Source organism: Streptomyces sp. NPDC019443 (genome assembly GCF_044389785.1).
Lineage (GTDB): Bacteria > Actinomycetota > Actinomycetes > Streptomycetales > Streptomycetaceae > Streptomyces.
Genome location: NZ_JBIRYJ010000004.1, coordinates 487,032 through 507,026, shown reverse-complemented (window position 1 = coordinate 507,026; position 19,995 = coordinate 487,032). Strand labels below are relative to the sequence as shown.

The window sequence follows — 19,995 nt, the reverse complement described above, 5'->3', positions numbered from 1 at the left end:
ACGAGGACGAGGACAGACGTGCCTACCGGCAAGGTCAAATGGTTCAACAGCGAGAAGGGCTTCGGCTTTCTCTCCCGAGACGACGGCGGCGACGTCTTCGTTCACTCGTCGGTGCTCCCCGAAGGGGTCGAGTCGCTAAAGCCCGGCCAGCGCGTCGAGTTCGGCGTGGTAGCGGGCCAGCGCGGTGACCAGGCGCTTTCGGTGACGGTTCTCGACCCGACACCCTCGGTGGCGGCGGCCCAGCGGCGTAAGCCGGACGAGCTGGCGTCCATCGTGCAGGACCTGACGACCCTGCTTGAGAACATCACGCCGATGCTGGAGCGCGGCCGGTACCCCGACAAGGTGCAGGGCAAGAAGATCGCGGGCCTGCTGCGGGCGGTGGCGGACCAGCTGGACGTCTAGCAGCTAACCGAAACTGAGCGCATCGCGGCCGAGGGGCGGTACGAGCCCCTCGGCCGCGGCGCGGCTCAGCAGTCCCCTTACCGCCGCAAGCCCGTCATCGCCGAGGTCCGCGGTGAACTCATTGACGTAGAGCCCGATGTGCTGGTCGGCCACGGCCGGGTCCATTTCCTGGGCGTGCTCGAGTACGTACGGACGGGAGGCCTCCGGGTCGTCCCACGCCATGCGCACCGACGTGCGAGCGGATTCGGCCAGCAGCTTGAGCGTCTCGGAGCCCAGCGACCGCTTCGCGATGATCGCGCCGAGCGGGATCGGGAGCCCGGTCGTCGACTCCCAGTGCTCGCCCATGTCGGCGAGGCAGTGCAGCCCGTACTGCTGATAGGTGAACCGCGCCTCGTGGATGACGAGTCCGGCGTCGACCTTGCCGTCCCGCACGGCCGGCATGATCTCGTGGAACGGCATCACGACGACCTCGCCGACACCACCCGCGACGACGTCCGCGGCCCAGAGCCGGAACAGCAGATACGCCGTCGAGCGCTCACTCGGCACGGCGACGGTCTGCCCAGTGAGATCAGCTCCTGGCTCCTTCGTCAGTACGAGCGGACCGCAGCCGCGGCCGAGCGCGCCGCCGCAGGGCAGCAGCGTGTACTCGTCGAGGACCCAGGGCAGTACGGCGTACGACACCTTCAGCACATCGAACTCGCCGCGTTCCGCCATGCCGTTGGTGATGTCGATGTCCGCGAACGTCACATCGATGGCGGGCGCGCCGGGCACCCGGCCGTGCGCCCACGCGTCGAAGACGAAGGTGTCGTTCGGGCAGGGCGAGTACGCGATCTGCAAGGCGTCACTCATGGGTCGGCTCCTCATTGAGGACGGGGGCGAGCTGCTGGAAGGCGTACCGCAGCGAGTCCAGCGCCTGGCCGATACGCCAGGCGGCACGGTCGCGCGGGCCGACGGGGTTGGAGATCGCGCGGATCTCGACGACCGGCACGGCATGCGCGGCAGCGGCCTCCGCGACGCCGAAGCCTTCCATAGCCTCGGCGGCGGCGCGCGGATGACGGTGAGTCAGCTCGGCGGCGCGGGCGGCGGTGCCGGTGACGGTGGAGACGGTGAGGACGGGCGCGTGTACGGCGTCGAGGGTCTTGGCGATGCGGGCGGCGAGCTCGGCGGGCGGGAGGTGCGCGGAGCGGCCGAAGCCGAGTTCGTCGACGGGGAGATAGCCGTCGGGCGTCTCGGCGCCGAGGTCGGCGGCGATGATCGCGTCGGCGACGACGAGGGCGCCGACGGCGGCGTGGGCCGGGAAGCCACCGCCGATCCCGGCGGAGACGACGAGGTCGTACGCACCGGTGGCGAGGGCGGTTGCGGTGCCCGCGGCGGCGGCCGCGGGTCCTACGCCGGCGATGAGCACATCGACGCCGGCGTGGCGGGAGAGCGGGTACCCGCCGGGCAGCTGCCGGGCATCACGTACGGGACCGGTGAGCCCCGCGGCGACAGAGTCGGCCTCCGCCGCCACTGCGGTCACCACCAGTACGCGCACGGCACGACCCTCCGGGTCAGGAGGCCTTCTCGAACTGGAAGTGCCAGATGCCGATGACCTTCTTGCCCTTGGTCTCCATGATGCTCACCGCGGTCTTGCTGGTGGGCTCGCCGGTCTGCGAGGAGAAGAAGGCGTTGCCGGGGATGGTCCGGTACGAGTTCTTGTACGGCTCCTGCTCGACGGGCTGGCCACCGAAGAGCAGGGTCCAGCCGTTGTCCGCGATCTCCGGGTCGACGCCCATGCGGACCTTGTCGTCGAAAGCGACCTTGACGGTCTTCGCGGGCTTCTGGGTCAGGCAGCGCTGGAGCAGCGATTCCTTGATCGGCTTGCCGTCGTTGTAGCAGGCCGCCTCGGTGTGGACCGATTCCGTCCCGACCGTCACGGTCGCGAGCGGGGTCGGCTTGTCGCAGGCGGAAAGGACGAGGAGCCCGGCGGAGACGGCGCCGAGAGCGGCAGCGGCCCGGCGGCGCTTGCCCGGGAAGAACGCAACGGTCATGGCGCGAAGGCTATCGGTCGCACCGGCTCCCGCCACGCGGGGGTCACCGTCCCGCGCGTCACGCCGGGGCGGGCCTTCCCGGCGTGCGGGTCTGTCCGCAATCGCCGGGCGGGCTTGATCTGCTGCCCGTCCGGCGGAAATCCAAGGCGAAGACCCGGCGACCCGCCCTAGGCGATCCGCGGGCGCGGGTGGGTGCCGTGGCGGGCCGCCACCAGCAGGCCGCGGATCGTCGTCAGGAATCCCAGTGCCACGATTCCCGCCGCCACCGACATGCCCAGCGTGCCGTTCAGCGGCAGTGCGATGCCGATCGCGCCACCCGCCACCCAGGCCATCTGGAGCAGCGTCTCCGAGCGCGCGAACGCCGACGTGCGGACCTCTTCCGGGACGTCCCGCTGGATCAGCGCGTCCAGGGACAGCTTCCCCAGGGCCTGGCACAGGCCCGCCGTCGCACCCAGGACCGCCACCATGCCCGCGCCGAAGAACGCCGCCGTCGTGATCGCCGCGGTCAGCACCACCGCCTGCACCGTCGCGATGATCACCTCCGGGCCACGGGCCTTCAGCCACGCCCCCACCGTCGTGCCGAGCGCGTTGCCCACGCCCGCCGCGACGCCCACTATCCCCAGCGAGACCGCCGCACTCTGCCCTGCCAGCGGATGCTCCCGCAGCAGGAAGGCCAGGAAGAAGATCAGGAACCCGGACAGTGCACGCAGCGCCGCGTTCGCCTGCAGCCCGTGCAGTACGGACGGCCCGACCGTACGCAAACTGGGCTTCTTCTCTCCGTGCGTGAGCATGTGTGCCTTGCGCTCGCCCTTCGCCGAGTCGACTTTGTGCGGCATCGTGAACGCCCAGTACCCGCCGAGGATGAACAGCACGCACGCCCCGTACAGCGGCCACTGAGGCCCGATCTGCTGCAGCCCGATCCCGATCGGCGCCGCGATGCCCGTCGCCAGCAGCCCCGCCAGCGTCACCCGCGAGTTCGCCTTGACCAGCGAGAAGCCCGGCGGCAGCAGCCGCGGCACGACCGCGCTGCGCACCACTCCGTACGCCTTCGACGCGACGAGCACGCCCAGCGCCGCCGGGTACAGCTCGAGCCCGCCCGTCGCCACCGCGCCCGACATCGTCAGCGCGAGCAGCGCGCGGGTGAGCATCGCGCCCGCCATGGCCGCTCGGCGGCCGTGCGGGATGCGGTCCAGAAGCGGGCCGATGACCGGGGCCAGCAGAATGAAGGGCGCCATCGTGACGGCGAGATAGAGCGCGACCCGGCCGCGCGCCTCGTCCGTCGGCACGGAGAAGAAAACCGTCGACGCGAGCGCGACGGTGATCATGACATCGCCCGCGCCGTTCACCGCGTGGAGCTCGATCAGTTTGCCCAGGCCCGACTCGCCCGCGCCGTGCGCATGCGTCGCCTTGCGGATGCCGCGAGCCGTGCCGGTGAACGGAAGATGCAGGGCACGGCCGACCGCCCGGCCTGCTCTTCCGAGCCGGCCGGTTCCCTCTGACGACCTCACGGCTGTCACCCCGTCATAGTGCCCCAAGCCCCGCCGAGCCGAACCGAGGTGCCGGGTTGTTCGCCCCTTGTTGGGGCGGGCAGGTGGGCGGGGAGCGACAGAGGGGGTAGCGTGCGTAGCGCGCCACCGGCGGTTGTTCTCGGCCGCGCGCCTTCTCGGCATCCCGCAGAATGGATGACGGTAGGTGTGCCCGAGACAGGTTGGTCTGGGCGCGGACGTCGATGCGGCCCTCTGGTCCGCTCCGCCTGCGGCCCGTACCTCGTGAATCGGCCGGCGCACCCGTGAGACGGCGTAGGAGAGAAGCGAGACCTGTGAGTGCTGCGACGCGAAGCCGTACCCCTGACCGCCTGTGCGCCGAGGCGGTAGACCTCGCCCGGTCGGCGGCCGAGGAGGCCGCGGCCCCGGGAGTGGTCGGCGACCATGTGTCCCTCGTCGCGGAGGGAGACCGCGTCGTCACGCACTTCTTCGAGTGCACGGAACTCGCCTACCGGGGCTGGCGCTGGGCGGTGACCGTTGCCCGGGCCTCCCGCGCCAAGGTCGTCACCCTCGACGAAACCGTCCTGCTGCCCGGACCCGACGCGCTGCTCGCGCCCGAGTGGGTGCCGTGGAGCGAGCGGCTGCGGCCCGGTGACCTGGGCCCTGGCGATCTGCTGCCCACCGAGGCGGAGGATCTGCGTCTGGAGCCCGGCTTCACGGGCGAGGACGCGCCCCCGCCGAATTCCGTGGTGGCCGAGTCCGTGCCGTCGCACGACCTCGCCGAGCGCGTCGAGGCGGAGGACGCCGAGCTCACCGACCGCAGGCCCGTCGACGCCACCGTCGGCAACGGCCGCGGCGCGATCGCGGCGCTCGCCGAGGAGCTCGGCATGCGCCGGGCCAGGGTCCTGTCCCGGTACGGGCTGCATATCGCGGCCGACCGCTGGGAGGAGTCCCACGGCGCGAAGACCCCGATGGCACAGGCGGCCCCCGCGGCCTGTGTGACCTGCGGTTTCCTGGTCCCGATGGCAGGCTCGCTGCGGCAGGCCTTCGGCGTCTGCGCGAACGAGTTCTCCCCGGCCGACGGGCACGTCGTGTCCCTGACGTACGGCTGCGGAGGCCACTCCGAGGCGGCCGTGATGCCGAAGCCGCCCACGCCCCCGCCGCCGGTGTTCGACTCGATGGGCGCGGACGAGTTCCCGCTGCACCCGGTCCGCGACGGCGGCTCGGTCTCCCCGGAGCCGGACGGCACCGAGGATCTCGGTCACTCCTAGGTCTTCTCTGCTCTCAGATCTGTTCTGAGTTCTCAGATCCGTTCTGAGATCTGTTCCCAAAGCCGGACGGGCTTGAATTCAAGCCCGTCCGGCGTTTGAGGCACAGGTCCTGCCAACGTCCCCCGGCCCGCGTTCACCACGACCCCCCGCACAGGGGTACCTTCGGCCGCACAGGTACATACGCGGGTCAACCGGAGAGAGCGGAGTCACAGCGTGAGCGTCAGGACGACCGAGTGGGCCGACCCGTTCGGGACGGCGCGGCTGCGGCGCGGGGTGCTCGACGCGTGGGGGGCCAGTCCCGCCCGCTTCCGGGAGGACGCCAACGCCGAGGAGGACCTGGCGCTCGGCGGCTACCGGGACCGCCTCGTCGTGGAGCTGGCGCAGAACGCCGCCGACGCCGCCGCGCGGGCGGGCGTACCGGGCGGGCTTCGGCTGACCCTGCGGCCGGCCACGGGCGATCAGCCGGCCGTACTCGCCGCAGCGAACACCGGCGCCCCCCTGGACGCGACCGGCGTCGAATCCCTGAGCACCCTGCGCGCTTCGGCCAAGCGCGAGGGCCACGAGTCCGCCGTCGGCCGCTTCGGCGTCGGCTTCGCGGCCGTACTCGCGGTGAGCGACGAGCCCGCCGTCGTCGGCCGGCACGGCGGTGTGCGCTGGTCGCTCGCCGAGGCCAGGGAGCTGACCCAGCGGGCCGCCCAGGCAAGCCCGGGACTCGGCGACGAACTGCGCCGCCGCGACGGGCACGTACCGCTGCTGCGGCTGCCGCTGCCCGCCGAGGGCACGGCTCCCGAGGGGTACGACACCGTGGTCGTCCTGCCGCTGCGGGACGGCGCCGCGGTCGACCTGGTGGAACGGCTGCTCGCCGGGGTCGACGACGCGCTGCTGCTCACGCTGCCCGGGCTCGCCGAGATCGTGATCGAAACCCCGTCCGGCGTACGGGAGTTGAGGCGCTCCGTGCACGGGGCGTACGTACACATCGAGGACAGCACGCAGGGCGACCGGCGCTGGCGGGTCGTCAGCCACGGCGGCTCCCTGGAGCCCGCGCTGCTCGCCGACCGGCCCGTCGAGGAGCGGCTGCGGCCGTACTGGACCGTCACCTGGGCCGTGCCCGTGGACAACGAGGGCGCGCCCGCCCGGCCGCGTACCGCCCCGGTGGTGCACGCGCCGACGCCCACCGACGAACCCCTCGGCGTGCCCGCGCTGTTGATCGCCTCGCTGCCGCTGGACCCCACCCGTCGGCATCCCGCGCCCGGGCCGCTCACCGACTTCCTGGTGCGGCGGGCGGCGGACGCGTACGCCGAACTGCTCGGCAACTGGCAGCCGGTGAGCGTCGGCACCATCGACCTCGTGCCGGGGCCGCTCGGCAAGGGCGAGCTGGACGGCGCGCTTCGGGCGGCGATCCTGGGGCTGCTGCCGCGCACGGCGTTCCTGGAGGCGGCCGCGCCGCGCGATGCGTCCGGCGAGGACACCGGTCTGCCCGACCGCGAGATCTCCGCCGGACTGCGGCCGATCGAGGCGGAGGTCCTGGAGGGCGCGGGCGCGGAAACCGTACAGGTGCTGGCCGAGGTGATGCCGAGCCTGCTGCCCGCGGGACTCGAGCGCCGGGTCGAGCTGCGTACGCTCGGCGTCGCGCGGGTGCCGCTGACCGAGGCGATCGACCGGCTGGCGGGTCTTGAGCGCGAGCCCCGCTGGTGGCAGCGGCTGTACGACAGCCTCGCCGGGGTCGACCCCGACCGGCTGTCCGGGCTTCCCGTCCCGCTCGCGGACGGCCGTACCACGATCGGGCCGCGCCAGACGCTGCTGCCGCTTGCCGAGACTCCGCCGCAGCTGGCCCGCCTCGGCCTGAAGGTCGTCCACCCCGACGCGGCGCACCCTTTGCTCGAGAAGCTGGGCGCGCTGCCCGCGACGCCGCGCGCCGTGCTGACGACGCCGCAGGTGCGGATGGCGGTCGCGGGCTCGCTGGACGCGGGCGAGGTTTGGTACGACGGAGTCGGGGACGGTGCCGCGCTGGACGCGGACGAGCTCGCGGAGACGGTCCTTACGCTGGTACGGGACGCGGGCATCGAGCCCGGCGACGAGCCGTGGCTGGGCGCGCTTGCGCTGCCCGACGAGGACGGCGAACTCGCGCCGGCAGGTGAACTGGTCCTCCCCGGCAGCCCGTTCGCCTCCGTGATGCGCGCGGACGAACTGGCGCTGTGCGACGCCGAACTGGCCGAGCGGTGGGGTGAGCAGCCGCTCGCCGCGTGCGGTGTGCTGGCGAACTTCGCGCTCGTACGGGCCACGGACGTCGTTCTCGACCCCGACGAACTGGAGCCCCGCGACGGGGACTTCGCCGAGCCCGACGACCCGGGTCTGCTGGACGCGGTCGACGTCTGGTGCGAGGACGTGCTCGACCGGCTGCCGGACACGCCGGTGCCGCCGGTCGCCACGGAGCTCGTCGCGGTCCGCGACCTGGACCTGGTGGACGACGACTGCTGGCCGCAGGCGCTGGCCCTGCTGGCGCAGCCGCCGCTGCGGGACGCGCTGACCCAGTCCGTACGGATCCTGCTGCCGGACGGTACGACGGAGACGGTGCGCCCGTACACGGCGTGGTGGCTGCGGGACCATCCGGTCCTGGACGGCCGACGCCCGGCGGGCCTGCGGGCGGCGGGCGGCGACCCGCTGCTGGCCGGGCTTTACGAGGCCGTGGACGCGACGGGCTTCGACGACACGCAGGTGCTGCGGGCGCTGGGTGTACGTACCTCGGTCACCGCTCTCCTCGACGAGCCGGGCGGCGCGGCGGAGCTGCTCGGCCGCCTCGCGGACCCGGACCGCCCGGTGCGCCCGGCCCAACTCCACGCGCTGTACACGGCCCTGGCCGACCTCGACCCGGAACAGGTCACGCTCCCGGACGAGCTGCGCGTGGTCGTGGACGGCAAGGTCCGCGTGGTCGACGCGGCGGACGCGGTGGTCGCGGACGCGCCGGACCTGCTCCCGCTGACGACGGGCATGCCGCTGCTTCCGGTGAGCCCCGCGCGGGCGGCGGAACTGGCGGAACTGTTCCAGGTCCGCCGCCTGAGCGAGACGGTCCCGGCGGAGGTGACGACACAGGGCGAGGAGCACGAGGTCCCCGAATCGGTTCACGTCCTGCTCGGCCCGGCGACGCCGGCGACGTACGTCGAACACGAGGAACTGATCGCCGGCGGCACGGAACTGGAGTGGCGCCGCACCCCGGACGGCGTGATCCACGCGTCGACGGTGGAGGGCGTGGCGGCGGGCCTGGCCTGGTCGGCGGGCCAGTGGCCACGCCGCTTCGAGGTGGCGGCGCTGCTGGAGGACCCGTCGCGCACGGATGAACTGGCTACGGCACGCTGGTTCGACGCGATGTCGTAGCGGGGTCGCTGTGAGCGGCGCGGAAGGCCGGCCGCGCGGTCGTCCGGGACAGGTGCCCGTAGGATCTCCTGATCATGGGAGCGAGCGCAGGAAACGAGATGATCGCTGTCCCGCCGGGGCAGGTAACGCTGTCGGACCGGCGGACGCAGCGCAACTGGTCGGTCGAGCTTGCGCCCTACCAGCTCGCGGCGTTCCCGGTCACCCAGGCGCTGTACGCACAGATCACCGGCCGGCGGCCAAGCACCGCCCATGGGGACCAGTTGCCCGTCGAGGGCGTTTCCTGGTGGGACGCGGTCCGGTTCTGCAACGACCTGTCCCAACGCGACGGCTTCGCGCCCGCCTACCACCTCCATGCCAACGGCGAAGGCATCGAGTGGGACGCATCCGCCGACGGGTACCGGCTGCCGACCGAAGCCGAGTGGGAGCACGCCTGCCGCGCCGGGACGACCGGACCGCGCTACGGGCCGCTCGACGAGATCGCTTGGTACCGCGGCAACTCGCACGAGCGAATCCACGACGTGGGCGGCAAGCAGCCCAACCCGTGGGGCCTTTACGACATGCTCGGCAACGTCTGGGACTGGTGCTGGGACATCTACGACGCCGAGGTCTACGGCACTTACCGGGTGCTACGTGGCGGTGGCTGGTTCGACGAGCACTGGAGCTGCCGGGCCTCCGCGCGGCGCCGCAGCCACCCGAGCTTCCAGGTCGACGACGTAGGGTTCCGCATCGCGCGTTCCATCGTGCGCTGATCCGCGTCAGGCCACCCGGAGCCGCCTGATGGTCTCTCGAAGGCGGTGTCGTGCCGCATCCGGACGTTCGACGTAGTCAGCGGCCGTCGACGACGAGTCAGGTCGCGGTCTGCTCCTCGTGGACGCCTTGGCCATTCGCTGGGGTGCGACGCCCCGCGTCCCCATCGGCAAGACCGTGTGAGCGGTGGTGGCGATGGCTTCCTGGGCTCCCCTTCATGGTGGCGGTGCGGTGGGCGCGTTCGATGGCTTGGCCCCAGTAGGTCCCGGCGACCATGAGCACTGCGCCGAGGGCGGCGAGGACGGTGAGCCGCTCGCCGCCGAGGCCGATGCCGATCACGACGGCCCAGACGGGTTCGGTGCCGAGGAGAAGGCTGGCCCGACTGGCAGAGGTGCGTTGTACTGCCCAGGTCTGGGCGAGGAAGGCGAACACGCTGCAGAACAGGGCGAGGTAGACCAGCTGGGTCCACGTCATGGCATCGGCGTGCATCAGGACCGGGAGACGGCCGGCGGCCGGCAACACGAACAGCGCCGAACCGACGACGGTCTGCACGGCTGTCAGGTGCAGCGGACGCAGGTCGCGGCCTGTGGTGAGCCGTCCGACGAGCACCACGTGCACCGCCCGCACCGCTGCGGCGGCGAGCATCAGCAGCTCGCCGGCTCCGGGAGTGCGGAGGCCGCTGCCGGACATGAGGAGTCCGACAGCCAGTACGCACACGCCTGTGGCGGCGAAGAACCGTGGCGGCAGTCCGCCTCGGCGGCCCGTACGGTCCAGCAGCGGGGTGAGCACAATGGTCAGGCTGATGATCAGACCGGCGTTGGCCGCACTCGTGTGCGCAACGCCGTATGTCTCCAACACCAGGACGGCCGCCTGCGTGACCCCCAGCAGCGATCCGAACCTGATCTCGTCACGGGTGTAGTGGCGGGGCCCCCGACGGGCGGCGACGAGGGCGACACAGGCAAGGGCGGAGATCACGTACCGCGCGAACAGGATCGCCAGGACCGGGATGGCTACGGTGGCTGTCTTCGCCGACAGATAGCTGGAACCCCAGACGATGGCGACGAGCAGCAGTATCAGGTCGGTACGGCGGGAATCGGGCATGGCCTCTACGCTGCGCGGTGCGGACACTGAAGCCAAGAACGAGTTCCTCAAGTAAATCTTTAGCATCTCTACACTGACGACATGGATGAGCGACAGTTGCGGGTTCTGCGTGAACTCGGCGAGCTGGGAAGTGTCACCGCGGTCGCCGAGGCGCTGTTGGTGACGCCCTCGGCGATCTCCCAGCAGCTACGGCTGCTGCAACGTTCGATGCCCGTCCCGTTGACCGAGCGCGATGGACGACGACTGGTACTTACCGCTGCCGGGCAAGCCCTGGCCGGCGCGGCGATCGAAGTGGAGACCGCCCTGGCCCGAGCGCGGCGCACCGTTGACGCGTTCGTCGACGAACCGGATGGCAGTGTGTCGGTGGCGGCATTCCACAGTGCGGCCGCGGCGTTCCTGCCGCTCCTGCTACGCGGCCTCGCCGGGCCGGGGTGCCCGCAGCTCACTCTCGCCGACGAGGACGTCGCACAGGAAGACTTCCCGCCGCTGACCCGGGAGTACGACCTGGTCCTGGCTCACCGCCTCGACCACGCTCCGCCATGGCCCCAGACGGTGGCCGTCACAGCGTTGCTGCACGAACCGCTCGACGTCGCCATGCCGGAGGATCACCCGCTGGCCGGTAAGCGGCGCCTCACTCCTCGCGACGTCGCCGACCAGCCCTGGATCACCGTCCATGACGGCTTTCCGCTGATGGCCACCATCGAGGCCCTCGCTGCCGCCGCGAACCGCCGACTCGACATCCGTCACCGCATCAACGAATTCGCAGTGGTCGCCGAGGTCGTCGCTGCCGGTGGGGGACTCGCCCTGATGCCACGCTGGACCGCGCGTCCTCACCCCGCGGTGGTCCTCAGGCCGCTCAGCGGCGTACATGCTCGACGTCATGTCGACGTGCTCCATCGCCCCGAGCGCACCGCGCGAAGAGCTGTCCGGACTGTCCTCACCCAGCTGCGGCGCGATGCCGCAACGATTCGGGGTGGGGAGAGAGACGCAGCCCCCGCCCGCTGAGGACGCCGGCTAAGCCGGGTACTTCCTGTCCACCACCCGCCACGCCACCTCCAGCAGCACCGCCCCCGTCGCCGCGATCCCCACCGCCCCCCACGGCATCGTCGTCCCCACCAGCTTCAGCGCGAAGAAGTCCTGCAGCCACGGCACGATCAGCACGATCAGGAAGCACGCCCCCATCGCCGCCACCAGGCACACCCGCCACCATGTGTACGGGCGGGCGATGATCGCCAGGACCCACATCGAGACCAGGAACAGCGTCAGTGTCGCCGCGCTCGTTTCCGCGTCCAGCGCGCCCGGGCCGCTGTAGTGCGAGCGGGCCAGCAGATACGTGGAAAAGGTGGCCGCCGCCGCGATCACGCCCGCCGGGATCGCGTACCGCATCACCCTGCGTACGAAGTGCGGCTTCGCGCGCTCCTTGTTCGGGGCCAGCGCCAGGAAGAACGCCGGTACGCCGATGGTCAGCGTCGACAGCAGTGTCAAGTGCCGTGGCAGGAAGGGGTATTCGACCTGGCTGCAGACCACCAGGATCGCCAGCAGCACGGAGTACACCGTCTTGGTCAGGAAGAGCGTGGCGACTCGGGTGATGTTGCCGATGACCCGGCGCCCCTCCGCCACCACCGAAGGCAGCGTCGCGAAGCTGTTGTTGAGCAGCACGATCTGGGCCACCGCGCGCGTCGCCTCCGAGCCCGAGCCCATCGAGACGCCGATGTCCGCGTCCTTCAGGGCCAGGACGTCGTTGACGCCGTCGCCCGTCATCGCGACGGTGTGGCCGTGGGACTGCAGCGCGCCCACCATGTCGCGCTTCTGCCGCGGGGTGACCCGGCCGAAGACCGAGCTGGAGTCCAGGGCCGTGGCCATCTCTGCCTGCTCCGTGGGGAGCCGGCGCGCGTCCACCGTGTTCTGTGCGCCCGGCAGACCGAGCTTTCCGGCCACCGCGCTCACCGACACCGCGTTGTCGCCGGAGATGACCTTCGCCGCGACGTTCTGGTCGGCGAAGTACCGCAGCGTGTCGGAGGCGTCGGGCCGCAGCCGCTGCTCGAGCACGACCAGCGCCGCCGACTCGGCCCCGGCCGCGACGGCCGGGGCGTCCAGTTCGCCCGCTGCCCGGGCGAGCAGCAGCACCCGCAGGCCCTGCTCGTTGAGCTGCTCGATCTCGGCCAGGGCCGGATCGCCCGTCGACAGCAGCACATCGGGCGCGCCCAGCAGCCATGTGGAGCTCTCGCCGTTGCCTTCGCTGAAGCTGGCGCCGCTGTACTTGCGCGCCGACGAGAAGGGCAGCGACTCGGTGCAGCGCCAGTCCTCGCTGTCCGGATACGCGTTGATGATCGCCTGGAGGGAGGCGTTGGGCCGGGGGTCGGACTCGCCGAGCGCGCCCAGGACCTTACGTATGTACGTCTCGTCCGAGTCGCCCAGCGGCCGCAGCTCGGTGACGTCCATGCCGCCTTCCGTCAGCGTGCCCGTCTTGTCGAGGCAGACGACGTCGACCCGCGCGAGCCCCTCGATCGCGGGCAGTTCCTGCACCAGGCACTGCTTGCGGCCGAGCCGGATGACGCCGATCGCGAAGGCGACCGACGTCAGCAGCACAAGCCCCTCGGGGATCATCGGCACGATGCCGCCGACGGTCCTGGCCACCGAGTCCTTGAAGTCGTTCTCCTTGACGACCAGCTGGCTGATGACGAGCCCGATCGCGGTCGGGACCATCATCCAGGTCACGTACTTGAGGATCGTCGAGATGCCGCTGCGCAGCTCGGAGTGGACGAGCGTGAACCGGGACGCCTCCTCCGCGAGCTGTGCCGCGTACGCCTCGCGCCCCACCTTCGTCGCCGTGAACGCCCCGCCGCCCGCGACCACGAAGCTCCCCGACATCACCTTCTCGCCCGGCTGTTTGACGACCGGGTCGGCCTCACCCGTCAGCAGCGACTCGTCGATCTCCAGGCTGTCCGCCTCCGACACCTCGCCGTCCACGACGACCTTGTCGCCGGGCCCGAGTTCGACGAGATCGCCGAGGACGATCTCGGAGGTGGAGACTTCCGCGGCCACGCCGTCGCGTCGCACCGTCGGTCTGGCCTCGCCGATGACCGCGAGCCCGTCCAGCGTCTTCTTGGCGCGCAGCTCCTGGATGATGCCGATGCCGGTGTTGGCGATGATCACAAAGCCGAAGAGGCTGTCCTGGATCGGCGCGACGAAGAACATGATCACCCACAGCACGCCGATGATGGCGTTGAAGCGGGTGAACACATTGCCGCGGATGATGTCGGTCGTGGAGCGCGAGGAGCGGACGGGTACGTCGTTGACCTCGCCCCGCGCGACCCGCTCGGCGACCTCCGCGGCCGTCAGCCCGGAAGAGCGCCGCACAACCGCTGATGGGGGTGGCTTCATCGGGTGTACGGGGTCGAGTTCGGCTCCCGCGTCGATGACGGGTTGGCCCGGCTCGGGGCCGTTCGTGTCGATCCTCGCCCGCTGCGTCATGGTTTCGACGGTACGGGCGGAAGGACCGGTTCACCCGCCGAGTGCGCCGAAGTCAGACCCGGGTAGGACGCGAATGGTCCCCTGGCACTACAAGCGCCGTAGGGTCACCCGCCTTCGTCACTTGCCTTCCTCGGTTGCGGAAGCCGCACCGTCATCCGCTGCCTCGGCCGCCTCTGCTGCCTCGGCCGCCTCTGCTGCCTTGGCCGCCTCCGCCGCCTCTGCGGCCTGTGAGCGCTTGAGTGCCGCCTCCCGCCCCCGCACGTACCAGATGCCGATCAGCCCGAGACCGGCGCCGGCCAGGCATGTCCACACCCACCACATGAGGTCGCGCTCGTCGAACCAGCTGTAGAAGGGGATCTGTACGAGGAAGAGGACGAACCAGAGGATCGTGCCGCCGATGATGGTGGCGACGACGGGCCCCTCCAGGGGCTCGGGTGCCTCGTGCTTGGGGGTCCACTTCGCCATGCGCACAGTGTAGGCGGCACCCGACCAGTGGTTCGGGGGACGGTCGGCCAACGATCTACGCGCGGAGATAGCGATCTTTGCCATCTGTATTCATACTGAAACGGTTTGCCATTGGCCTGAATTATTCGTGCAAACATCCAAGCGCCCCTCGCCCCGGTACGACTGAGGTTCCGCATGTCCCCCATGGCTACCGTCTCGGTCGGCGGCGCCCCGCAGCCGCCGACCCCCGGTCAGCAGCCGCAGAACCACCTGGACCGCTTCTTCAGGATCTCGGAGCGCGGTTCCACGGTCGCCCGCGAGGTACGCGGCGGATTCGCCACCTTCTTCGCGATGGCCTACATCATCGTGCTGAACCCGATCATCCTCGGCAGCGCGAAGGACATGTACGGGCACCAGCTCGACGGCGGCCAGCTGGTCACCGCCACCGTGCTCACGGCGGCCTTCTCCACGCTGCTCATGGGCGTCATCGGCAATGTCCCGATCGCTCTCGCGGCCGGCCTCGGTGTGAACACCGTCGTCGCCCTCCAGCTCGCGCCCCGGATGTCCTGGCCGGACGCGATGGGCATGGTCGTACTCGCCGGCTTCGTCGTGATGCTGCTGGTCGCCACCGGTCTGCGCGAGCGCGTGATGAACGCCGTGCCGCGCAGCCTGCGCAAGGGCATCGCGATCGGCATCGGCCTCTTCATCATGCTGATCGGCCTGGTGGATGCGGGTTTCGTCTCCCGTATCCCGGACGCCGCCATGACCACCGTCCCGCTCCAGCTGGGCGCGACCGGCCACCTGGACGGCTGGCCGGTCCTCGTCTTCGCCCTGGGGGCGCTGTTCACGCTCGCGCTGATCATCCGTAGGGTGCCGGGCGCGATCCTCATCTCGATCGTCGTGATGACGATCGTCGCGATGGTCATCAACGCGGTGGCGACGGTCCCGTCCTGGGGCCTGACCACGCCGAAGTGGCCCGGCAATCCGGTCGCGTCGCCGGACTTCGGACTGGTGGGCGAGGTCAGCCTGTTCGGCGGCTTCGGGAAGGTCGGCTATCTGACGGGCGTGCTGTTCGTCTTCACCGTGCTGCTGTCCTGCTTCTTCGACGCGATGGGCACGATCCTCGGCGTCGGTGACGAGGCCAGGCTGATGGACAAGGACGGCAACTTCCCCGGAATCAACAAGGTGCTGTTCATCGACGGGATCGCGGTCGCCTCGGGCGGCGCGACCTCGTCATCCGCCGCGACATGCTTCGTGGAGTCCACGGCGGGCGTCGGCGAGGGGGCCCGTACCGGCCTCGCGTCCGTCGTCACGGGTGCGCTGTTCTCGGTGGCGCTGTTCCTCACGCCGCTCGCCACGATGGTCCCGTCCCAGGCGGCGACGCCCGCGCTGCTGGCGGTGGGCTTCCTGATCCTGGCGGGGTCGGTACGGGACATCGACTGGGACGACTTCACCGTCGCCGTCCCGGCGTTCCTGGCGATGGTGATGATGCCGTTCACGTACTCCATCACCAACGGCATCGGCATCGGATTCATCGCCTTCAGCGTGCTGCGGCTGGCGGCCGGAAGGGGCCGCGAGGTGCCCGTCGCCATGTACGTGGTGTCTGCGGTCTTCGTCTTCTACTACGCGATGCCGGCGCTGGGCCTTACGTAAGGCGCTTCACGTACGCCCGTAGCCTCACGTACGCCCGTAGAACTTCTCCGTCTCGTCGACCGCCGCCTTGAAGCGTTCGTCGAAGTCGTCCCGGATGAGCGTCCGGACCACATAGTCCTGGACGCTCATTCCGCGTCTGGCGGCATGGTGCCTGAGACGGTCGAGCAGCTCACCGTCTATCCGGAGACTGAGCACTGTCGATCCCATGTCAGCCAGGGTTGCCGTACCGCCGTGGCCGGTGTGTCACTTTCCGGATCCGTCTCACTCATATGGGTGACACAGCTATCTCCTGGCCGACCGCGGTATCGACTGGTATTTAGGCAGGGTAATGAGTTATGCTAACGAACATGTCTGACCTGTCCCCCGGCAGCGACGCCGACGTCGCCGCCGTGAACGCTCTCCGCTCGGCCGTGATGCGGCTGGGCCGACGCCTGAAGCATCAGCGCGTCGACGAATCGCTGAGCCCCACCGAAATGTCGGTGCTCGGCACCCTCGCCCTCTGCGGCTCCGCCACCCCCGGCGAGCTGGCCCGCAAGGAACATGTCCAGCCGCCGTCCATGACCCGGATAGTGGCGTTGCTCGAGGCCAAGGGACTGGTCCGGCTCGAGCCGCACCCCGATGACCGCCGGCAGAAGGTGGTCAGTCCAACTGAGCGGGCGGAAGCCATGCTCGAGGAGAGCCGCCGCAAGCGGAACGCCTGGCTGGCCTCGCTCGCAGAGGGTCTGGACGAGGACGAATGGGCGAAGCTGCGCGCAGCCGCCCCCGTACTGGAGAAGCTCGCACACCTGTAACCAAGCACCTTTGAGGAGGCGAACCCTTTTGAGTACGGGACCCGGAGCAGACTCCGCACCCGCACCCGCCCCTACAACCATGTTCAGCTCGCTGAAGATCCGTAACTACCGGCTCTTCGCCACCGGGCAAGTGGTCTCCAACACCGGCACCTGGATGCAGCGCATCGCCCAGGACTGGCTGGTACTGACGCTGACCGGATCCGCGTCCGCCGTCGGCATCACCATCGCGCTGCAGTTCCTGCCCATGCTTCTGTTCGGCCTGTACGGCGGCGTGCTCGCGGACCGTCTGCCCAAGCGGCCGCTGTTGCTGGCCACCCAGGTCGCGATGGGCCTCACCGGCCTGGCGCTCGCCGTGCTCACGCTCAGCGGCCATGTCCAGGTGTGGCACGTCTACCTCACGGCCTTTCTGCTCGGCCTCGTCACGGTCGTCGACAACCCGGCGCGCCAGTCGTTCGTCGCCGAGATGGTCGGTCCCGAGCAGCTGGGCAACGCGGTCAGCCTCAACTCCGCCAACTTCCAGTCCGCGCGGCTGGTCGGCCCGGCCGTCGCCGGTGTGCTGATCACGGCCGTCGGCAGCGGCTATGCCTTCCTGCTGAACGGACTGTCCTTCCTCGCGCCCGTCGCGGGCCTGCTGCTGATGCGCAGCAGCGAGCTGCACAAGCTCCAGCGCGCACCGCGCTCCAAGGGGCAGCTGCGGGAAGGACTGAAGTACGTCGCGGGCCGGCCCGAGCTGATCTGGCCGATCGTCCTCGTCGGCTTCATCGGCACCTTCGGCTTCAACTTCCCGATCTGGCTCTCGGCCTTCGTGGACGACGTCTACCACTCCGGCGCGAGTACGTACGGCCTGCTCAACACCCTGATGGCGGCCGGCTCCCTGGCGGGCGCCCTGCTCGCCGCCCGGCGCGGCACCTCGCGACTGCGGGTGCTGGTGGGCGCGGCGGTGCTGTTCGGCGGCCTGGAGATCGTGACCGCGTTCGTGCCGCAGTTCTGGATCTTCGCGGTGCTGATGGTGCCGATCGGGATGTTCGGCCTGACGGTCAACGTCACGGCCAACTCCAGCATTCAGATGGCGACGGAACCGGCCATGCGGGGCCGCGTGATGAGCCTGTTCATGATGGTCTTCGTGGGCGGTACGCCACTGGGCGCGCCCCTCGTCGGCTGGATCACCGACACGTACGGACCGCGGATCGGCTTCGCGGCGGGTGGCACGGTGGCGCTGGTCGCGGCGATCGGAGTCGGCGTGATGCTCGCCCGTGTGGGCGGGCTGCGCCTCAAAATAGATCTGCGGCGGGGACGCAGGCATGTGGAGTTCGTCCCGAAGGCGAGCGACGAGCTCGCGACGGCGGCGTGAGCGGGCCGCCGGTCGGTAGGGGCCTGGCCCTGCGGTCTGTACGGGGTCGGGCCCCGCGGTCCGTACGGCTCTGGCCCCCGGTCCGTAGGACATGGTCCCACCCGTCCCGTACCGCCCCCGTTTGGGCCAGACTCGGATCATGAGACTTTTCGCTGCCGTACTGCCGCCGGCCCCGGCCATCGGTGAACTCGCCCTTGCCGTCGACCGGTTGAGGACCCTGCCCGGTGCGGACGCCCTGCGCTGGACCGGCCGGGACGGCTGGCACTTCACGCTCGCCTTCATGGGCGAGGTCGACGACGCCCTGCTCCCCGAGCTGCACGAGCGGCTCGGGCGGGCCGCCCACAGGACCGCGTCCTTCCGGCTGCGCCTCCACCGCGGCGGACGGTTCGGCCGGCGGGCGCTGTGGGTGGGCGTGGCGGGCGGCCTGGAGGAGATGCGCATGCTCGCGGAGCGCGCGGACGCGGCGGCCCGGCGGTCCGGGGTCGGCATGGAGGAGCACCGCCGGTACCACCCGCATCTCACGATCGCCCGCAGCCGCGACGACGCGGATCTGCGCCCGTACGTCGAGGCGCTCGACACTTTCGAGGGCACGCCCTGGGAAGTGGCCGAGCTCGCGCTCGTACGCAGCAACCTGCCGGTGAGCGGGGTACCTGGCGAGCAGCCGCGGTATGAGACGGTCGGGTCCTGGCCGCTCGAACGGGCGAGTTAACCTCATTGCGTGAACCCCAAGACCAGAAACCAGATCATGGCCGGCGTGCTCGTGCTGATTTTCGTGATCGTTGCCGTGGCGGCCGTGGTCGGTCAGTAACCCTGACCGCCCCACGGCCGTGTCCCGGGCCTGTCAGGCCCTACCAGGCGAAGGCCTCCGGCGAGGGTCCCGGCCCCGGGAAGATCTCGTCCAGCGCGGACAGCACCTCGTCGCTCAGCTTCAGTTCGACGGCGCGCAGCGCGGAGGCGAACTGGTCCGCCGTACGCGGCCCGACGATGGGCCCGGTGACCCCCGGCCGGGTGAGCAGCCAGGCCAGCGCGGTCTCGCCCGGCTCCAGGCCGTGCTTGTCGAGCAGGTCCTCGTACGCCTGGATCTGCGCACGGGTCTCGGCGTCGGCGAGGGCTTCCGCGGCCCGCCCGGAGGCACGCCGTCCGCCTTCGGTCTCCTTCTTGATCACTCCGCCGAGCAGCCCGCCCTGCAGCGGCGACCACGGAATCACGCCGAGGCCGTACTCCTGCGCGGCCGGGATGACCTCCATCTCGGCGCGGCGCTCGGCGAGGTTGTACAGACACTGCTCGCTGACCAGGCCGAACGAGCCGAGGCGGCGGGCGGTCTCGTTGGTCTGCGCGATCTTCCAGCCGGGGAAGTTGCTGGAGCCCGCGTAAAGGATCTTGCCCTGCTTGATGAGGACGTCGATCGCCTGCCAGATCTCCTCGACGGGCGTGTCCCGGTCGATGTGGTGGAACTGGTAGAGGTCGATGTAGTCGGTCCGCAGCCGCTTGAGACTGGCATCGACGGCGCGGCGGATGTTCAGTGCGGACAGCTTGTCGTGGTTGGGCCAGGCGTCGCCGTCGGCGGCCATGTTCGCGTACACCTTGGTGGCGAGCACGACCTTGTCGCGGCGGTCGCCGCCCTTGGCGAACCAGCTGCCGATGATCTCCTCGGTGCGGCCCTTGTTCTCGCCCCAGCCGTAGACATTGGCGGTGTCGAAGAAGTTGATCCCCGCGCCGAGCGCGGCGTCCATGATGGTGTGGCTGTCGGCCTCTTCGGTGAGAGGCCCGAAGTTCATCGTCCCGAGGACGAGTCGGCTGACCTTGAGTCCGGTGCGTCCGAGCTGCGTGTACTTCATGAGTACCAAGCCAACGCCTTCGAGCGCGCTCGAGGCA

The 19,995-nt window shown here is 70.5% G+C and carries 18 protein-coding genes; 9 read left to right on the top strand and 9 right to left on the bottom strand.

Annotated features, from left to right (window positions below; translation table 11 throughout):
• Window positions 1–18 precede the first annotated feature (18 nt).
• The gene (locus tag ACH492_RS16470) at window positions 19–402 is read left to right on the top strand and encodes a cold-shock protein (protein ID WP_307662694.1); all 384 of its coding nucleotides are present in this window, start codon (window positions 19–21) and stop codon (window positions 400–402) included.
• Between the two features lie 3 nt (window positions 403–405).
• On the opposite strand, the gene ACH492_RS16465 is transcribed toward ACH492_RS16470, so the two are convergent.
• From ACH492_RS16465 to ACH492_RS16450, 4 genes are all read right to left on the bottom strand, one after another.
• Window positions 406–1,251, bottom strand: a complete 846-nt coding sequence (locus ACH492_RS16465; protein ID WP_398987028.1) for a 1,4-dihydroxy-6-naphthoate synthase — start codon at window positions 1,249–1,251, stop codon at window positions 406–408.
• The gene (locus ACH492_RS16460) at window positions 1,244–1,936 is read right to left on the bottom strand and encodes a futalosine hydrolase (RefSeq protein ID WP_398987026.1); all 693 of its coding nucleotides are present in this window, start codon (window positions 1,934–1,936) and stop codon (window positions 1,244–1,246) included. The genes ACH492_RS16465 and ACH492_RS16460 overlap by 8 nt, the downstream gene beginning before the upstream one ends.
• A 16-nt stretch (window positions 1,937–1,952) precedes the next feature.
• Window positions 1,953–2,432: a DUF2771 domain-containing protein gene (locus ACH492_RS16455; protein WP_398987024.1), complete on the bottom strand. Its 480-nt coding sequence runs from the start codon at window positions 2,430–2,432 to the stop codon at window positions 1,953–1,955.
• A 167-nt stretch (window positions 2,433–2,599) separates the two neighbouring features.
• Window positions 2,600–3,949, bottom strand: a complete 1,350-nt coding sequence (locus ACH492_RS16450) for an MFS transporter (RefSeq protein ID WP_398987022.1) — start codon at window positions 3,947–3,949, stop codon at window positions 2,600–2,602.
• 302 nt (window positions 3,950–4,251) lie between these two features.
• On the opposite strand from ACH492_RS16450, the gene ACH492_RS16445 reads away from it, so the two are divergent.
• From ACH492_RS16445 to ACH492_RS16435, 3 genes are all read left to right on the top strand, one after another.
• Window positions 4,252–5,187, top strand: coding sequence for a DUF3027 domain-containing protein (locus tag ACH492_RS16445; protein ID WP_398987020.1), 936 nt, complete (start codon window positions 4,252–4,254; stop codon window positions 5,185–5,187).
• A gap of 213 nt (window positions 5,188–5,400) precedes the next feature.
• Window positions 5,401–8,559, top strand: a complete 3,159-nt coding sequence (locus ACH492_RS16440; RefSeq protein ID WP_398987018.1) for a sacsin N-terminal ATP-binding-like domain-containing protein — start codon at window positions 5,401–5,403, stop codon at window positions 8,557–8,559.
• Between the two features lie 74 nt (window positions 8,560–8,633).
• Entirely contained in the window at window positions 8,634–9,308 is a 675-nt protein-coding gene (locus ACH492_RS16435) for a formylglycine-generating enzyme family protein (protein ID WP_398987016.1), read from the top strand.
• 97 nt (window positions 9,309–9,405) lie between these two features.
• Here ACH492_RS16435 and ACH492_RS16430 read toward each other — a convergent pair whose 3' ends face one another.
• Window positions 9,406–10,407 (bottom strand): DMT family transporter, encoded by a 1,002-nt coding sequence (locus ACH492_RS16430; protein ID WP_398987014.1) that lies wholly within the window; start codon window positions 10,405–10,407, stop codon window positions 9,406–9,408.
• A gap of 81 nt (window positions 10,408–10,488) precedes the next feature.
• On the opposite strand from ACH492_RS16430, the gene ACH492_RS16425 reads away from it, so the two are divergent.
• Entirely contained in the window at window positions 10,489–11,412 is a 924-nt protein-coding gene (locus ACH492_RS16425) for a LysR substrate-binding domain-containing protein (RefSeq protein ID WP_398987012.1), read from the top strand.
• A 9-nt stretch (window positions 11,413–11,421) separates the two neighbouring features.
• On the opposite strand, the gene ACH492_RS16420 is transcribed toward ACH492_RS16425, so the two are convergent.
• Both ACH492_RS16420 and ACH492_RS16415 read right to left on the bottom strand, forming a co-directional pair.
• A complete protein-coding gene (locus ACH492_RS16420) occupies window positions 11,422–13,881 on the bottom strand; it encodes an HAD-IC family P-type ATPase (RefSeq protein ID WP_398987010.1) in 2,460 nt (819 codons plus the stop codon).
• Between the two features lie 117 nt (window positions 13,882–13,998).
• Window positions 13,999–14,346, bottom strand: coding sequence for a DUF2530 domain-containing protein (locus ACH492_RS16415; RefSeq protein WP_398987008.1), 348 nt, complete (start codon window positions 14,344–14,346; stop codon window positions 13,999–14,001).
• 174 nt (window positions 14,347–14,520) lie between these two features.
• On the opposite strand from ACH492_RS16415, the gene ACH492_RS16410 reads away from it, so the two are divergent.
• Entirely contained in the window at window positions 14,521–15,978 is a 1,458-nt protein-coding gene (locus ACH492_RS16410) for an NCS2 family permease (protein ID WP_398987006.1), read from the top strand.
• Window positions 15,979–16,002: 24 nt separating this feature from the next.
• Here ACH492_RS16410 and ACH492_RS16405 read toward each other — a convergent pair whose 3' ends face one another.
• Window positions 16,003–16,185, bottom strand: a complete 183-nt coding sequence (locus tag ACH492_RS16405; protein WP_307662705.1) for a ribbon-helix-helix protein, CopG family — start codon at window positions 16,183–16,185, stop codon at window positions 16,003–16,005.
• A gap of 140 nt (window positions 16,186–16,325) precedes the next feature.
• Here ACH492_RS16405 and ACH492_RS16400 point away from each other — a divergent pair, with 140 nt between their 5' ends.
• From ACH492_RS16400 to thpR, 3 genes are all read left to right on the top strand, one after another.
• Window positions 16,326–16,769 (top strand): MarR family winged helix-turn-helix transcriptional regulator, encoded by a 444-nt coding sequence (locus tag ACH492_RS16400; protein ID WP_398987003.1) that lies wholly within the window; start codon window positions 16,326–16,328, stop codon window positions 16,767–16,769.
• 28 nt (window positions 16,770–16,797) lie between these two features.
• Complete coding sequence (locus ACH492_RS16395) at window positions 16,798–18,120, top strand: MFS transporter (protein WP_398987001.1); 1,323 nt, start codon at window positions 16,798–16,800, stop codon at window positions 18,118–18,120.
• A gap of 139 nt (window positions 18,121–18,259) precedes the next feature.
• The gene (gene thpR, locus ACH492_RS16390; RefSeq protein ID WP_398986999.1) at window positions 18,260–18,829 is read left to right on the top strand and encodes an RNA 2',3'-cyclic phosphodiesterase; all 570 of its coding nucleotides are present in this window, start codon (window positions 18,260–18,262) and stop codon (window positions 18,827–18,829) included.
• Between the two features lie 139 nt (window positions 18,830–18,968).
• Here thpR and ACH492_RS16385 read toward each other — a convergent pair whose 3' ends face one another.
• Window positions 18,969–19,958, bottom strand: a complete 990-nt coding sequence (locus ACH492_RS16385; protein WP_398986997.1) for an aldo/keto reductase — start codon at window positions 19,956–19,958, stop codon at window positions 18,969–18,971.
• Window positions 19,959–19,995 lie beyond the last annotated feature (37 nt).

Excerpts from the sequence above, each read along its gene's own strand:
- ACH492_RS16465 (WP_398987028.1), bottom strand. The coding sequence starts at position 1,251 with ATGAGTGACGCCTTGCAGATCGCGTACTCGCCCTGCCCGAACGACACC.
- ACH492_RS16455 (WP_398987024.1), bottom strand. The coding sequence starts at position 2,432 with ATGACCGTTGCGTTCTTCCCGGGCAAGCGCCGCCGGGCCGCTGCCGCT.
- ACH492_RS16435 (WP_398987016.1), top strand. The coding sequence starts at position 8,634 with ATGGGAGCGAGCGCAGGAAACGAGATGATCGCTGTCCCGCCGGGGCAG.
- ACH492_RS16430 (WP_398987014.1), bottom strand. The coding sequence starts at position 10,407 with ATGCCCGATTCCCGCCGTACCGACCTGATACTGCTGCTCGTCGCCATC.
- ACH492_RS16425 (WP_398987012.1), top strand. The coding sequence starts at position 10,489 with ATGGATGAGCGACAGTTGCGGGTTCTGCGTGAACTCGGCGAGCTGGGA.
- ACH492_RS16420 (WP_398987010.1), bottom strand. The coding sequence starts at position 13,881 with ATGACGCAGCGGGCGAGGATCGACACGAACGGCCCCGAGCCGGGCCAA.
- ACH492_RS16415 (WP_398987008.1), bottom strand. The coding sequence starts at position 14,346 with ATGGCGAAGTGGACCCCCAAGCACGAGGCACCCGAGCCCCTGGAGGGG.
- ACH492_RS16410 (WP_398987006.1), top strand. The coding sequence starts at position 14,521 with ATGTCCCCCATGGCTACCGTCTCGGTCGGCGGCGCCCCGCAGCCGCCG.
- ACH492_RS16405 (WP_307662705.1), bottom strand. The coding sequence starts at position 16,185 with ATGGGATCGACAGTGCTCAGTCTCCGGATAGACGGTGAGCTGCTCGAC.
- ACH492_RS16400 (WP_398987003.1), top strand. The coding sequence starts at position 16,326 with ATGTCTGACCTGTCCCCCGGCAGCGACGCCGACGTCGCCGCCGTGAAC.
- thpR (WP_398986999.1), top strand. The coding sequence starts at position 18,260 with ATGAGACTTTTCGCTGCCGTACTGCCGCCGGCCCCGGCCATCGGTGAA.
- ACH492_RS16385 (WP_398986997.1), bottom strand. The coding sequence starts at position 19,958 with ATGAAGTACACGCAGCTCGGACGCACCGGACTCAAGGTCAGCCGACTC.